A 13,949-nucleotide genomic window follows, 5' to 3' on the forward strand; every position below is an offset into this window, starting at 1 on the left:
TCAGCTTGCCAGGAACAGCACGGAGCGGTCCGAGGCCTCCAGCACCGTCTCGGCCAGCGGCCCGAAGGCCGCGCCGTCTCCGGCGCGGCGCGTGACGCCCATCACGATCAGGTCGCGATTCCCGGCCCGGGCCCGGCGCAGGATCTCCCGCTCCGGCGCCCGCGTGGCCCGCACCTCCGTCCGTACCCGCAGGCCCGCCTGCTCGGCGAGGTCGAGCACGTCGCGCAAGGCCGCCGCATCGCCTTGGCCCAGGCCGGTGGCCAACCCGGTGAGGCGGCGCGGGCCGGCGCCCTGCGACAAAAAAAGCACCGTCAGCGGCGCGCCGGCGCCGCGGGCGAGCGTCACGGCGACCTCGGCGCCGCGTCTCGCGGCCCGGGTGCCGTCGACCACCGCCAGGATCGAGAGCGCGGCGCGCTCCGGGTCCTCGCGATGGGCGCCCCGCGCCGCCGCGATGGAGAGCGGACCGTCGAACCGCTCGGCCGCGTCGGCCACCGCGTCGGCGAGGCCGCCCTCGGGCGCCACGGTCGGGTCGATACCGACGATCAGGAGGTCGTAGCCCTTGGCGGCCTCCTCGGCCACGGCCTCCGCCGCCGGCGCGTCGCGGACGAGCTCGGTCACCTCGACCGCCCCGGCCTCCTCGTCGCGCGCGCCGTGGGCGGCCTCCGCCACGGCGCCGGACAGGACGGCGCCCTCATTGTCAGGCCCGAGCCGCACCACCGTCACCGGCATGCCGCGCGAGCCGGCGACGAGGCCGGCGATCCGGGCGGCGAAGCGTCCCTTCGCGCCGTCATCGGCGGCGACGAGCAGGCGTTCGAGATTGGCGACGAAGCCGCGCTCCTCCGCCGCCTCGCGCTCCAGCCGCTCCTTCTCCTCGCCCCTCAGCGGCAGGCGGTGGAGCGCCCAGCGTAAGGTGGGCGGCATCGCCAGGGTGGTGATCAGCGCCATCGCGACGATCATCGTGAACAGGTCCTGGCTCAGCGCCCCCATGCCGAGCCCGATCGAGGCGACGATCACCTCGGTCGAGCCGCGGGCATTCATGCCGCAGGCGAGGGCCAGCGATTCCGGCCGCCTCAAGCCCCCGAGCAGCCCGCCCGCGAAGGCGCCGGCGAACTTGCCGAGGCTCGCGATGGCGATGAGCCCGAGGGTGAGGAGCAGCAGGCGCGGGTCGCGCAGGATGGTGAGGTCGGCGCTCAGGCCCGCGAGCCCGAAGAAGATCGGCGCGAACAGGGCGGTGACGACGCCGCGCAGCTGCTCGTCGATGCGCTTCGTCAGGATCGGCGACTGGCCGACGAGGAGGCCGGCCACGAAGGCGCCGAGCACCGTATGCACGCCGATGGCTTGCGTGATCAGCGCCAGCACGCCCATCAGCACCAGGATCGCGGTGATCACCGCGGCCTCGCTCTGCAGCGCGTCGTTCGCCCAGCGGATCAGCAGGAAGACGAGGCGCCGCCCGACCGTGAGGCTGAGGCCGAGGAACACCAGGGTCCCGGCGAGACTGCGCCCGACCTCCCACGGGTCGATGGTGCCTCCTTGGGCCAGGCTGAAGATCACCGCGATGATCACCCAGCCGATCGTGTCGTCGATGATCGCCGAGGCGACGATGACCTGGCCGACGTTGCGGCGCAGGAAATCCATCTCCCGCACCACCATCGCGACGATCTTGACCGACGAGATCGCCAGTGCCGTGCCGAGGAAGAGCGCGGTGACGAGGCGCAGTTCCGGGTGCGGCAGCATCGTCTCGGGCAGGAACCAGCCGAGGAGGAAGCCGCAGCCGAACGGCACCGCGACGCCGGTGACCGAGACGCTGAGCGCCGCGCGCCGGACCTTGCGCACCAGGGCGAGATCTGTCTCCATGCCGGTCATCAGCAGGAGGAGCAGGATGCCGAGCTGGGCGATGCCGTCCAGGAGCGCCTTCTGGTCGCGGCCCGGCGGAAACAGCCAGTGTTGCGCCTCCGGCCAGACCGCCCCGAGGAAAGACGGCCCGAGCAGGATGCCGGCGAGCAGCTGGCCCATCACCGCCGGCTGACCGACGCGCAGCATCGCCTCGCCGAGCAGGCGCCCGACGGTGAGGAGCAGCACGATCTGCACGACCAGCACGACCTCGGACGGGCCGCCGCCCGAGCCGATCCCGGCGGCCTGCGCGGCGCCGGCGGCGAGGATTGCCAGAACCGGGAGGGCCGGGACGAGGAACGCCGGCCTCACGCGGCGGGCCCGCCGGACGGGGCCGGAGGGGAGGGCGGAGGGGCGCTGGTCTCTCGCACGCGGTCTCTCGTGTCCTCTCGCTTCGAGCGAGCGTCAACCGAGGGACACTTGGGCGGTTCCGGGCGGCGCGACGTCGCTCGGACGCTATCGGTACACCGTCCTTCTCGCCGCCCGCCTTCGGTGACCGCGACGAGATCGATTGCACCTCGTCATTCCGGGGCTGCGTAGCGGAGCCCGGAATCCAGACACACAGGTCGTTTCAGAACGAGGTGGTAAGCAGGCCGCTTGATCCTGAACCATCCGCGGTTCTGGGCGTGCCTGCAACACTCCGGGCTCCGCTGCCCGGCCCCGGAATGACAGGGAGGATCTCAGTCTCGCGCAAGCCCATCGAACGGACGCTCGAATGCGCGAAACCGTCACTTCCTGATCGGCACGCCCTTCGTGGTGAAGCGCTGCCCGCCCCCCGGGGCCCGCACCGGCCGCTGCGGGCCCCGCCCCTTGCCGGCCCCCGCGCCCAGGCCGGTTCCCGGCGGCTGCGAGAACGGCACGAGCTGGTCCGGCCGCGGGCCGATGAGGTCGGCGCGGCCCATCTCCCGCAGCGCCTCGCGCAGGAGCGGCCAGTTCTCGGGGTCGTGGTAGCGCAGGAACGCCTTGTGCAGACGGCGCTGCCGCAGGCCCTTGATCGCCTCGACCGGCTCGCTGCCGCCGCGCCGCACGCCCCGCAAGGGGTTGATCTCCGTGTGGTACATCGCCGTGGCGGTCGCCATCGGCGAGGGCAGGAAGGTCTGCACCTGGTCGGCGCGATAGTTGTTCTTCTTGAGCCAGAGCGCGAGGTGCATCATGTCCTCGTCGGTCGTGCCCGGATGCGCCGCGATGAAGTACGGAATCAGGTAGTACTTCTTGCCGGCCTCCTTGGCGGCGGCGTCGAACATCTCCTTGAAGCGGTCGTAAGTGCCGATGCCCGGCTTCATCATCTTGTCGAGGGGGCCGCGCTCGGTATGCTCGGGCGCGATCTTCAGGCGGCCGCCGACATGGTGGGTGACGAGTTCCTTGACGTATTCGGGGCTGCGGACGGCGAGGTCGTAGCGCACGCCCGACGCGACCATCACCTTCTTGACGCCCTTGACCTCGCGCACCTTGCGGTAGAGCCGGATCAGGTCGTCGTGCGAGGTGTTGAGGTTCGGGCAGATGTCCGGGAAGACGCAGGAGGGCAGCCGGCACGCCGCCTCGATCTTCGGGTCCTTGCAGGCCATCCGGTACATGTTGGCGGTCGGCCCGCCGACATCCGAGATCACGCCGGTGAAGCCCGGGGTCTTGTCGCGGATCCGCTCGATCTCGCGCAGGATCGAGCCCTCGGAGCGGTTCTGGATGACCCGGCCCTCGTGCTCGGTGATCGAGCAGAAGGTGCAGCCGCCGAAGCAGCCGCGCATGATCGTCACCGAGAACTTGATCATGTCCCAGGCGGGGATCTTGGCGTCGCCGTAGGACGGATGCGGGGCGCGGGCGTAGGGCAGGTCGTAGACCGAATCCATCTCCTCGCTGGTGAGCGGGATGGGCGGCGGGTTCAGCCACAGGTCGCGGTCGCCGTGGCGCTGGACGAGCGGGCGCGCGTTGCCGGGATTGGCCTCCCGGTGCAGCACGCGCGAGGCGCGGGCATAGGCCTCCTTGTCGTCCTTGACCTCGTCGTAGGCCGGGAGCCGGATCACGGTGTCCCCGGGTTTGCGGGTGGCGGCCTCGTCGGCCGAGTCGAGGTCGTCCGCCGGCAGCTCGGTGTAGTGCTCGGGCACGCGGCGGAACAGGGCGACGCCCCGGACCGAATCGATCTCGTGCGGCGCCTCGCCGGCGGCGAGGCGGTTCGCCACCTCCACCACCGCGCGCTCGGCATTGCCGTAGATGAGAAGGTCGGCCTTGGCATCGGCCAGGATCGAGCGGCGCACCTTGTCCGACCAGTAATCGTAATGCGCGATGCGGCGCAGCGAGGCCTCGATGCCGCCGAGGATGATCGGCACGTCCTTGTAGGCCTCGCGGCAGCGCTGCGTGTAGACGATGGTGCAGCGGTCCGGGCGCTTTCCGCCCTCGCCGCCGGCCGTGTAGGCGTCGTCGTGGCGCAGGCGCCGGTCCGCGGTGTAGCGGTTCACCATCGAATCGAGGTTGCCGCCGGTGACGCCGAAGAACAGCCGCGGTTTGCCCAGCGCCCGGAACGGCTCGGCCGATTGCCAGTCGGGCTGGGCGATGATGCCGACCCGGAAGCCCTGCGCCTCGAGCAGCCGGCCGATGATCGCCATGCCGAAGCTCGGATGATCGACGTAGGCGTCGCCCGTCACCAGCACGATGTCGCAGGCGTCCCACCCGAGCGCGGCCATCTCGGCGCGGCTCATGGGGAGGAACGGCGCCGCCTTGCCGGCGGACGGCGAGGGGCAGGACAACGGGGCCACGGATCGCGCGAGGGCCGGGGAGGGGTGGGCGGGAGCTTGGAGTTCCATGGGGCCGATGCATAGGCCGCCGCGACCGCGCCGCCAAGACCATCGAACACAGAAAGACCGCCGAACAAAGAACCTGAAGATCAACGACGGGTGAGCGGAGCGGTTCTTCGTCGGTGCCAGAGAATGGCCGAGCTTTGCTTTCTCGCCTGCCGCATGGTCGCGCCGGCGGGCGGCCTCGTCCCATCGGACGGGGTGAGCCGTGCGACGCGCGGAGGTCGTCGGTGCGTGAAATCGGCGAAGCCGGGCCGTCGCGCTCGTCCGGCTTGGTGAGCCGATCCCGAACGGCGCCCCCGGCGATCCGAGGAGATCGTTAAGGGTCGGCGCCTAGGCTCGCGGATGGTCAACCGTTCCCGAGTATCCGACCGTGTCCCTGCGTACCAACCTCACCCTCGCGACGATCGCGGGCCTCGGCTTCGCCATGGTCTGCGCCGTCTGCTCGGCGCAGCTCGACCGCGAGCCGCAGCGCCCGCCCCAGCTCGTCGCCGCCGTCAAGGCCGTGCCGCTGGACGAGCCGGTCACCACCGGCTCGATCGTGCCGACCCCGGCCGCCGCCAAGGTGGCCCGGCTGGCGAGGCCCGAGCCGAAGCCGGAGCCCAGGAAGGAGGTCAAGAAGGCCGAGCCGGCCCTCGATTCCGAGCGCCTCGCGGCGCTGCTGGCCGAGCCGACGGTGATGAAGCCGAAGCGCTGACGGGTTCAGCCCCGGCGCAGGGCCCGCGCCGCGGCGGTGCCGGCGAACGCCGCCAGCCCGAGGGCGATCAGGGCGTTGTAGCCGGCGAGCGAGATCCCGAAGAAGCGCCAGGCCGCCGCGGTGCAATCCACCGGGCGGGTGGTCTCGAGAGTCTTGAGGAAGTCGCCGACGCCGGCCGGCGCGGGGCCGGCGCCGCCGCCGCAATCGCTCGGTCCGGGCCAGAACCCCCACTCGGCCCCGGCATGGTAGGCGCCGAGCCCGGCCCCGACCAGGAAGATCAGCGCCACCAGGGCCAGCAGCCAGGCCGCGAGGCGCCGCGGCAGCAGCAGCGCGGCCGCCAGCAGCGGCAGGGCGAGGTAGTAGGGCTGGCGCTCGGTCAGGCACAGCTTGCACGGCACGTAGCCGAGGACGTGCTGGAAGATCAGCGCGCCGCCCACGGTCGCGGCGGCGCCGACCAGCACCAGCAGGGCCGCCGGCCGGGGAGCGGTGAGCTGCGCGGCGAGGGCGTGAGCCATGGAAAGACCCTCAGAACAGGTAGCGGAAGCCGACGAAGCCGAGCACGCAGACCGCCGCGAAGACCGCCGCCACCGCGTTCAGGTGCCGGTCGAGCACCGCGCGGATGCCGACGCCGTAGCGGCCGACGAGGCCCGCCAGGATGAAGAACCGCGCGCCGCGGGTGATCAGCGACAGCACGATGAACCAGAACAGGTCGTAGCCGGCGAAGCCCGAGGTGATGGTGACGAGCTTGTAGGGAATCGGGGTGAGACCCTTCAGCAGGATCAACCAGTGGCCGTAATGGGCGTAGGCCTCCCGGAAGGCGTCGGCGCCCTTGTCGAGCCCGTAGAGGTGGAAGAGCCAGGCGCCGAGCGAATCGTAGAGCAGCGCTCCGATGGCGTAGCCGGCGATCCCGCCGAGGACCGAGGTCAGGGTCGCGATCAGCGCGTAGGTCCAGGCCTTCTCCGGCCGGGTCACCGCCATCGGTACCAGCATCACGTCCGGCGGGATCGGGAAGAACGAGCTCTCGGCGAAGGACACCGCGCCGAGCGCGTAGGGAGCCGACGGACGCGCGGCGAGCGCGAGGATCCACTCGTAGAGGCGGCGCAGCATTGGTCTGGGAGAGCCCGTCTGGCAAGAGGTCCGGCAGGAGGTCCGGGGATGAGACCCGCGCCCTTTGAGCACAGGATTGCGGCGCTGGCGAGGGCGTCCGCGGCACAGGTCCGGTGGCCTCCGCGGTCGGCCGATGCGACGTCCGGGGACCGCGCCGCTCCGACCGGTCGCGGTGGCGGTGCAGTCCGGAACCGCCAGAATACTCGACCGAAAGGATTAATCCTGATGGCAGGAAGCGGTTTCTGCTTGACGGGACTGTGTGAATCCGTCCGATCACCGCCATGATCGACGCTTATTCGTCATCCTGCATCGATCGTCCTGCACTCCACCGAAGGCCCGCGTGATGCCGTCCCTGCGTTCGCTCCTCGTCCTCGCCCTGATGACCGCCTCCACCGTCCCCGCCCTCGCCGCGGACGACGCGGTCGCGCGCTGGCAGCGGGCGGACGCGGCCTGCGCCCTGCCGGCTTCGCCGCTGGCCAACCAGGCTTGCGAGGATCGCGACCGCTACGCCGCGGCGTTGCGCCGCCAGGGCTGGTGCGAGGCGCGCGCCACCACTGCCTACGACCATTGGGGCTGGCAGCGTTGCGCCCCGTCCGCGACGGCGCGGGCGATGCCGCGGCGCCGGGCGCGCCCGCACGCCTGATCCGTCCCGCAAATGGAGGATGCGCCGGCCCCGGGACCGGCGCTAACCTTCCGATCTCTGGACCTCGACTTCAGCCCCGCCCGGCCCCCGCCACGGCGGGGCTGCTCTCGTTGACGGGTCGTCGCTTCACGCGTCCGCCCGTGCCTCCGGCAGGGCGAACGGCGTCACCTCGTGGCCGGCGTCCCGCAGGGCCGCGACGAGGTCGCCCGGGGCCAGGGTGAGGGTCCGGGTATTCACCATGGGGTGGACGTTGATCCGGACCGCGTCGAGCAGGCTGTCCTGGAGAAAGACCTTCACGCTCCCGGGCGCGGCGTTGAGGGCGGCCAGGGCCGAGACGGCGCCGCTCTCGACCCCGAGCTGCTCGCGCAACGCCTCGGCGCTGGCGAAGGACAGCCCGCCCCGCGCACCGAGCACCGATCGGAACGCCTTGAGGTCGACGCCGGCATCGTGCCGCAGCGTGACGAGGAAGTAGGACTTCTTGCCGTCGCGCAGGAACAGGTTCTTGGTGTGGGCGCCGGCGATGCCGCCGCACGCGGCCATCATCGCCTCGACCGTCAGGACCGGCGGATGCTCGTGCAGCGCGTAAGCAATGCCGCGCTCGCGCAAGCGGGCCAGGAGGTCGTCGGAGCTCAGGGGCATGGGTTCCTCGGGGAGAAGGGACGACTCGCGGGTGCGGACGGGCGGCGCGACGACGCCGATCCGGCGCAGATAGGCCAGCCTCTCCCGCGCCGTCTCCTCGGGGTCCGGATGCACCAGGAGGCGCCCGCCCGCGGCCGCGCCGGATTCGCCCGTCGCGGCCTTCGGGCGCTCCGCCGCCGAGCCGCCGGCGGGCGCGCCGTTCGCGAGCTTGGGACGGCGGCGAGAGGGCCGCTCCTCGACTTGGGTCGGTATCGGGGCCGGCTCAGCCTCGACCCGGTCGACCGCGCCGGGCCTGCCCGAAGGCGTAGGCGAGGGGCGGGGGTGCCTCCCCCTCGACCGCGTCCTTGTGCACCAGCCACTTGGTGCGCAGGTGCGAGCGCCCGGCCTCGAGCGACAGTACCGAGAAGGTGACGATGTGGTCGCCGAGAAAGTGGTGCCAGGAATTCGGCTGCGTCCAGACCGACAGCCCGCCGGGCTGAGGCTTGGTGAAGGCGCCGAGGAGCTTCGTGCAGGCGGCCTTGGTGTCGAGGATGTGCGACTCGCCCTCGCCGTCGAGCGGCAGGCGCTCGGTGCGAAACCCCGCCACCACCGTGTCGAGCTCGTCGATTTCCACGGAGGGCAGCCCCTCGGCCTCCCACCCGGCGTGGCGGGTCGTGCGCAGGCAGGCGTAGCGCGCGGTCTCGGCCCGGTCGCGCTCGCCCATCTCCTCCGGCACTTCCCCCTCACCCTCGCTCCGGCGGCGCCTGCGCTCACTCCACCCCCGACAAGGGGGGGTGAAGTCTTCTCCCCGCCCGCGGGGAGAGGAGGGAATCCGCGCCCGCAATTCCGCTGGACAACCCCACGTCAGGGAATGCGGCTCACCTCAATCCTCAGGGATCTCCCCCGGCGGCAGCAGGGCCGGTCCCGGCGCCGCCTCCCGCCGCGGCGCAGGCGACGGCGCCACTGGCGCTGGACGCGGGGCCCGGGCCACCGGCAGCGCCGGCGCCCGGTCGACGATGTCCTCCGGCGCCGCCAGCTCGACCATCCGCGAAGCCGTCGCGGGCACGCGGTAGCCGAGCGAGGTGGCGGTGCCGCGCAGGTCGCGCACCGCCTGCCGGGCGACGTCCGGGCCGTGGCAGATCGCGAAGTACATGGCGACGAAATTGGCGTTCTTGCGGATCGTCTCGCTGCTGTCCTCGGTGGCGAAGGGCGCCAGCATGAAGGCGGCCGTGCGGGTCTTGCCCTGCGCCATCACGGCGGGCTTGGTCGGCGAGCAGTAGACGTAGCCGCCCTCCGCCTCGCGCTCGCTGCGGCCGGCATGGCTGGCGTGAAACGTCTTCACCTGCGTGCGCTTGAGGCTGCCGGTGGTGCCGGTCATCATCGGCTCGACACGCAGGACCTGGAACTCGTCGCAGCCGTCCTTGTGGCAGAGGCCGCGCACCAGGTCGGCGCGGTTGTAGTCCTGCGCGAGGGCGGAACCGGCGAGGAGGAGGAGCGCGGCTGTACGGGCGAGCATCGACGATCGGCTGGCTGTGGAGGGGAGGCGGATCCTCTACCACGCGTTCCTGGCGGGAGCATGACCGCGGCCCCGGGCTCGTCGCCGGTCGACACCGTCAGGATCGGGCCTTGCGCTTCTCGGCCTCGAAGTCCGCCCGGCGGCGCGCGATCTCCTCGCCCGAGAGACGGTGCAGGCTCGCGTAATCCGCCTTCCAGGTCGGATCGGCGCTCCAGCGTTGAGGCGATTGCACCGTCGTGCGCGGCGCCACGGCCGATTCGAGGAGGGCGAGCGCGAGTTCGAGCGTCGCCGATTGCGAGCCCCGGTCGTGCGGCCGGCCGGCGGCGTTGCCGAGGGGAAAATCGCTGAACAGGAAGCGCGGCACCCCGCAATGCTCGACCACGTCCTTGGCGCAGCCCATCAGCACGGTCGCGATGCCGGCTTCCTCCAGCGCCCGGGCGGCGAGCGCCAGCGATTGGTGGCAGACCGGGCAGTTCGCCACCAGGATCACCGCATCCGCCCCGTCGGCGCGCACGCGCCGCACGATCTCCGGCGCGTCGGTCTCGATCGTGACGCGCTGGCTGCGGTTCGTCGGCAATCCATGGAGGCGGGACGCGAGGCGCCCGATCCGCCCGGCCTCCGCCGCCGCGCGCAAGGGCGCGAGTGGCAGCCAGGTGCCGGGATCCTCCGCCCGCGTGTGGTCGCGGTCGTAGGCAATATGGGCGATGCGCAGGTCCGGGTCGGCGTCCGTCGGGGCGGAATAGACGGAGAAAAACTTGGCCGCGCCGTTATAGGGCGCGCCGGGCCCCTGGTCGCCCCTGTCCGGCTGGTAGGGCGCGGCCGTGGTGACGAGGGCGAGGCAGGCCTCCGCCAGGGGCTTTCGCAGCGGGGCGAAGGGCACGTCGCCGAAATGCGCCCAGCGATAGGGCGGGTAGCCGAGGGCGCCGTAATAGGCCCGCGTGCGCGCCCTATACGGGATGGGCTCGTCCAGGTCGGCGGCTGAATCCATCGTCTTGCTCCCGTCCCGCTCAGGCATCAACGCGTCCCGGCCATCTCGCGCCGCAGCCACTCCGCCACGAGGCGCAGGTCGGGCCGATGGCGCAGGTGCGCGGCGGTCCAGAGCTGCATGTCGTGCGGGCCGGGCACGAAGCCCAGGGGCGCGACGAGGTGGCCGGCGGCGATCTCGTCCTCGACCAGGAGGCGCGGGGCCAGCGCGAAGCCGAGGCCGCAGGCCGCCGCCTGGATCACCAGGTAGAAATGCCCGAACACCTCGTCGGGCGCGATGCCGAGATCCGGCCGTCCGATCGTCCGGGCCCACTCGGCCCAGGCCTCCGGTCGCGTCGCGGTGCCGAGGATGCGGGCCCGCGCTGCGAGCGCGTCCGGCCCGTCGGCAATCACCCGCGAGGCGTAGTCGGGGTGGCAGACCGGCCCGATCTCCTCGCGGATCAGGGTCTCGGCCAGCGCGGTCGGCGGGGCACGGACCATGCTGTTGCGGATCGCGAGGCCGATCTCGTCGCGGATGAAGTCGACCTCGCCGTAGCTGACGGTCAGCCGCAGCTCGATCGACGGATGGGCCCGCTTGAAGCGATCGAGCCGCGGCAGCAGCCAGCGCATCATCACGGTCGCCGAGGAGGAGAGGGTCAAGGGACCCGGCCGCACCCGCGCCACCGCGGCCTGCATCCGTTCGAAGCTCTGGGCCAGCTCGGCGGCGAGCCGCGCCCCCTCCGGCGTCGGCGCGACGGCGCGCGCACCGCGATCGAGGAGCGGCAGGCCGAGCTGCGCCTCGAGCGCCCGCACCTGCCGGCTCACCGCTCCGTGGGTGACGCCGAGCTCCAGAGCCGCGGCGCTCATGCTGCCGAGGCGGGAAGCGGCCTCGAAGGCGCGCAGCGCGTTGAGGGGCAGGCGCGACTTGGGCAGGGCTGTCCTCCGGCATCCGGGCTCCGCAGTGGCCTGGGAGTTTTTCTCACAGGTCGCTGCGCCGAACTCAAGTTCTCCTGCATCCGGGGCTTCGCTAGGTTCCGCGTCCCGCGGCAGCGCCGCGATCCTCCGGAGCCGAGTGAATGAACCAGCGCCGCGCCGCGCCCCCGATCCGGATCGAGGCCGACTACCTGCTCGAGACCGCGAGCGATCCGAGCCGGGTGGCGGAGACGATGGCCGGCGAGCAATCGAGCGGCACCTTCGTGCCGGTGCCGGGCGAGACGCCGGAGCTGAAGGCCCGCTCGGCCGCCCGGGTCGAGCGCCTGGAGATCCTGGACGAGGTCGTCGCGGCCCCGTCGCTGCCGACCACCGCCGCGGTCGATCCGGCACGCTTGCGGCGTGCGCACGTCACCCTGTCCTGGCCGATCGAGAATCTCGGCCCCTCGCTGCCCAACCTGCTGGCCACCGTCGCCGGCAACCTGTTCGAGCTGCGCCCGATCACCGGCCTGCGCCTCCTCGACATCCGGTTGCCGCAGGCCTTCGCCGACGCCTATCCGGGCCCGCGCTTCGGGATCGACGGCACCCGCCGCCTCGCGGGCGTCGAGGGGCGGCCGATCATCGGCACCATCATCAAGCCGAGCGTCGGCTTCGGCCCGGAGGAGACCGCCGCCCTGGTGCGCACCCTGTGCGAGGGCGGAATCGACTTCATCAAGGACGACGAGCTGCAGGCCGACGGGCCGCATTGCCCGTTCGACGTCCGTGCGCGCGCCGTGATGCGCGTCGTCAACGACCATGCCGAGCGCACCGGCAAGAAGGTGATGGTCGCCTTCAACCTCACCGGCGAGATCGACCAGATGCGCCGGCGCCACGACCTCGTGCGCGATCTCGGCGGCACCTGCGTGATGGCGAGCCTCAACTCGGTCGGCCTCGTCGGGATGATCGAGCTGGCGCGGATGAGCGAATTGCCAATCCACGCCCACCGCAACGGCTGGGGCGCTCTCACGCGCCACCCGCTGCTCGGCTGGTCCTACGTCGCCTGGCAGAAGATCTGGCGGCTCGCCGGCGCCGACCACATGCACGTCAACGGCCTCGACAACAAGTTTTTCGAGGACGACGACAGCGTCGTCGCCTCGGCCCGCACCTGCCTCACCCCGCTGTTTCCCGACAAGCCCTGCCTCGCCATGCCGGTCTTCTCCTCGGGCCAGACGGTGCGGCAGGCGCCCGGCACCTTCGCGGCCCTCGGCTCGACCGACCTCATCGTCACGGCGGGCGGCGGCATCGTCGCCCATCCGGGGGGCCCAAGCGAGGGGGTGGCGGCGCTGCGGCAAGCCTGGGAGGCGGCGGTGGCGGGCATTCCGCTGGCCGACCACGCCCGCACCCATCCGGCCCTCGCCCAGGCGCTGGAGGGCGCCGCGTGAGCGCGCGCCCGCTCCCCGACGGTCCCCTCGTCGCCTTCTACGGCGACGACTTCACCGGCTCCTCGGCAGCGATGGAGGTGCTGGCCTTCGCCGGGCTCGAGACCGTGCTGTTCCTCTCGATCCCCAGTGAGGCCCGCCTCGAAACCTTCTCGGGCGCCCGCGCCATCGGCATCGCCGGGGTGGCGCGCTCGCAGCCGCCGGCCTGGATGGACCGGGAGCTGCCCCCCGCCTTCCGGCTCCTCGCCTCGCTCAAGGCTCCGATCGCGCATTACAAGGTCTGCTCGACCTTCGATTCGGCGCCGCATGTCGGCTCGATCGGCCGGGCCGCCGAGATCGGCCGCGAGATGTTGTCCGGCGGCTGGACCCCGTTGGTCGTGGCCGATCCGGGGATGGGACGCTTCCAGAGCTTCGGCCATCTGTTCGCGATGGCCCATGGTCAGGGCTACCGCCTCGACCGCCACCCGACCATGGCCCGCCACCCGGTCACGCCGATGGACGAGGCCGATCTCGGCCGTCACCTCGCGCACCAGACGGCGCTCCCGGTCGGCCTCGTCGACTTCGTGGCGATGAAGCGCGGCGAGGGCGACGCCGCCCTCGACCGGGCCCTGGCCGAAGGCGCAAAAATCGTCTCACTCGACGTGCTCGATGCCGAGACCCTGGCCGAGGCGGGCCGGCTGATCTGGGAGCGCGGCGGCCATCCCGTCTTCGCCATCGGCTCGCAGGGGGTCGAGGCCGCCCTCGTCGCGCATTGGCGCGCCGCCGGCCTGCTGCCGCCGGAGCCGCCGGCCCCGCGATGCGCCCCCGTCGAGCGGATCGCGGTGGTGTCCGGTTCGGTCTCGCCGGCGACGGCCGGCCAGATCGCCCACGCCCTCGACCACGGCTTCTCCGGCATCCGGCTCGACGCGCGATCCGTCGTCGACGAAGGCGCCTTCGTGCAGGAGATCGGCCGGGCGGTCGAGGCGGCGCGATGCGCGCTCGACGAGGGCCGCGCTCCCCTGGTCTACAGCGCCACCGGCCCGGACGATCCGGCCGTGGCAGCCTTGCGCGAGGCGGTGGCGGTGGCGGGCCTCGATCCGGTCCTGGCGAACGAGCGGCTCGGGGCCGGGCTCGGGCGGGCCTTGCGCGAGATCGTGCTCGGCGCCGGCCTGACCCGGGCGGTGATCGCCGGCGGCGACACCTCCGGCCACGCCGCTCTCCAACTCGGGATCGACGCGCTGACCGCGCTCGCCCCCCTCGATCCCGGCTCGCCGCTCTGCCGCGCCCACGGCGCCGACACGCCCCTCGACGGGCTCGAACTGGCGCTCAAGGGCGGCCAGGTCGGCCGGCCCGACTTCTTTTCCGCCGTCAGGCAGGGCGGCCGCGATCCCGCGTGAGGAGA

General features: G+C 72.4%; 12 protein-coding genes and 1 pseudogene. 4 read left to right on the forward strand and 9 right to left on the reverse strand.

Going from position 1 to position 13,949, the window contains the following annotated elements:
• Nucleotides 1-2,202 carry a cation:proton antiporter gene (locus DK412_RS17910; RefSeq protein WP_109973053.1) on the reverse strand — a complete coding sequence of 734 codons (2,202 nt, stop codon included), beginning with the start codon at nt 2,200-2,202 and terminating at the stop codon, nt 1-3.
• Nucleotides 2,203-2,618: 416 nt separating this feature from the next.
• Complete coding sequence (locus tag DK412_RS17915; RefSeq protein ID WP_109973054.1) at nt 2,619-4,685, reverse strand: YgiQ family radical SAM protein; 2,067 nt, start codon at nt 4,683-4,685, stop codon at nt 2,619-2,621.
• A 364-nt stretch (nt 4,686-5,049) separates the two neighbouring features.
• Here DK412_RS17915 and DK412_RS17920 point away from each other — a divergent pair, with 364 nt between their 5' ends.
• On the forward strand, nt 5,050-5,373 hold the full coding sequence (locus DK412_RS17920) for a hypothetical protein (RefSeq protein ID WP_109973055.1): 324 nt from the start codon (nt 5,050-5,052) through the stop codon (nt 5,371-5,373).
• A gap of 5 nt (nt 5,374-5,378) precedes the next feature.
• Here the strand turns inward: DK412_RS17920 and DK412_RS17925 are convergent, their stop codons facing one another.
• Nucleotides 5,379-5,888, reverse strand: coding sequence for a disulfide bond formation protein B (locus DK412_RS17925; protein ID WP_109973056.1), 510 nt, complete (start codon nt 5,886-5,888; stop codon nt 5,379-5,381).
• Nucleotides 5,889-5,898: 10 nt separating this feature from the next.
• The gene (locus tag DK412_RS17930) at nt 5,899-6,480 is read right to left on the reverse strand and encodes a YqaA family protein (protein WP_109973057.1); all 582 of its coding nucleotides are present in this window, start codon (nt 6,478-6,480) and stop codon (nt 5,899-5,901) included.
• A 343-nt stretch (nt 6,481-6,823) separates the two neighbouring features.
• Here DK412_RS17930 and DK412_RS17935 point away from each other — a divergent pair, with 343 nt between their 5' ends.
• Entirely contained in the window at nt 6,824-7,123 is a 300-nt protein-coding gene (locus tag DK412_RS17935) for a hypothetical protein (protein WP_109973058.1), read from the forward strand.
• Nucleotides 7,124-7,249: 126 nt separating this feature from the next.
• On the opposite strand, the gene DK412_RS17940 is transcribed toward DK412_RS17935, so the two are convergent.
• The 5 genes and pseudogenes from DK412_RS17940 to DK412_RS17960 all read right to left on the reverse strand — a co-directional run bounded on the left by DK412_RS17940 (nt 7,250) and on the right by DK412_RS17960 (nt 11,153).
• Nucleotides 7,250-7,762 carry a prolyl-tRNA synthetase associated domain-containing protein gene (locus DK412_RS17940; RefSeq protein WP_109975345.1) on the reverse strand — a complete coding sequence of 171 codons (513 nt, stop codon included), beginning with the start codon at nt 7,760-7,762 and terminating at the stop codon, nt 7,250-7,252.
• A gap of 328 nt (nt 7,763-8,090) precedes the next feature.
• Nucleotides 8,091-8,474: pseudogene (locus tag DK412_RS17945) on the reverse strand (SRPBCC family protein); the annotation flags it as partial.
• Nucleotides 8,475-8,624: 150 nt separating this feature from the next.
• Nucleotides 8,625-9,257: a hypothetical protein gene (locus DK412_RS17950; protein WP_109973060.1), complete on the reverse strand. Its 633-nt coding sequence runs from the start codon at nt 9,255-9,257 to the stop codon at nt 8,625-8,627.
• A gap of 97 nt (nt 9,258-9,354) precedes the next feature.
• Nucleotides 9,355-10,245 carry a glycine/sarcosine/betaine reductase selenoprotein B family protein gene (locus DK412_RS17955; RefSeq protein ID WP_109973061.1) on the reverse strand — a complete coding sequence of 297 codons (891 nt, stop codon included), beginning with the start codon at nt 10,243-10,245 and terminating at the stop codon, nt 9,355-9,357.
• 26 nt (nt 10,246-10,271) lie between these two features.
• Nucleotides 10,272-11,153 carry a LysR substrate-binding domain-containing protein gene (locus DK412_RS17960; RefSeq protein WP_109975346.1) on the reverse strand — a complete coding sequence of 294 codons (882 nt, stop codon included), beginning with the start codon at nt 11,151-11,153 and terminating at the stop codon, nt 10,272-10,274.
• A gap of 143 nt (nt 11,154-11,296) precedes the next feature.
• On the opposite strand from DK412_RS17960, the gene DK412_RS17965 reads away from it, so the two are divergent.
• The gene (locus tag DK412_RS17965; RefSeq protein WP_109973062.1) at nt 11,297-12,571 is read left to right on the forward strand and encodes a ribulose-bisphosphate carboxylase large subunit family protein; all 1,275 of its coding nucleotides are present in this window, start codon (nt 11,297-11,299) and stop codon (nt 12,569-12,571) included.
• Entirely contained in the window at nt 12,568-13,944 is a 1,377-nt protein-coding gene (locus tag DK412_RS17970; RefSeq protein WP_245447046.1) for a four-carbon acid sugar kinase family protein, read from the forward strand. The genes DK412_RS17965 and DK412_RS17970 overlap by 4 nt, the downstream gene beginning before the upstream one ends.
• Nucleotides 13,945-13,949 lie beyond the last annotated feature (5 nt).

Origin of the sequence: Methylobacterium sp. 17Sr1-1 (genome assembly GCF_003173775.1) — a bacterium.
Taxonomy (GTDB): domain Bacteria; phylum Pseudomonadota; class Alphaproteobacteria; order Rhizobiales; family Beijerinckiaceae; genus Methylobacterium.

Bases quoted from the DNA above. Each gene is read 5' to 3' on its own strand.
- DK412_RS17915 (WP_109973054.1), bottom strand. From the start codon at position 4,685: ATGGAACTCCAAGCTCCCGCCCACCCCTCCCCGGCCCTCGCGCGATCC.
- DK412_RS17925 (WP_109973056.1), bottom strand. From the start codon at position 5,888: ATGGCTCACGCCCTCGCCGCGCAGCTCACCGCTCCCCGGCCGGCGGCC.
- DK412_RS17930 (WP_109973057.1), bottom strand. From the start codon at position 6,480: ATGCTGCGCCGCCTCTACGAGTGGATCCTCGCGCTCGCCGCGCGTCCG.
- DK412_RS17935 (WP_109973058.1), top strand. From the start codon at position 6,824: ATGCCGTCCCTGCGTTCGCTCCTCGTCCTCGCCCTGATGACCGCCTCC.
- DK412_RS17940 (WP_109975345.1), bottom strand. From the start codon at position 7,762: ATGCCCCTGAGCTCCGACGACCTCCTGGCCCGCTTGCGCGAGCGCGGC.
- DK412_RS17950 (WP_109973060.1), bottom strand. From the start codon at position 9,257: ATGCTCGCCCGTACAGCCGCGCTCCTCCTCCTCGCCGGTTCCGCCCTC.
- DK412_RS17955 (WP_109973061.1), bottom strand. From the start codon at position 10,245: ATGGATTCAGCCGCCGACCTGGACGAGCCCATCCCGTATAGGGCGCGC.
- DK412_RS17965 (WP_109973062.1), top strand. From the start codon at position 11,297: ATGAACCAGCGCCGCGCCGCGCCCCCGATCCGGATCGAGGCCGACTAC.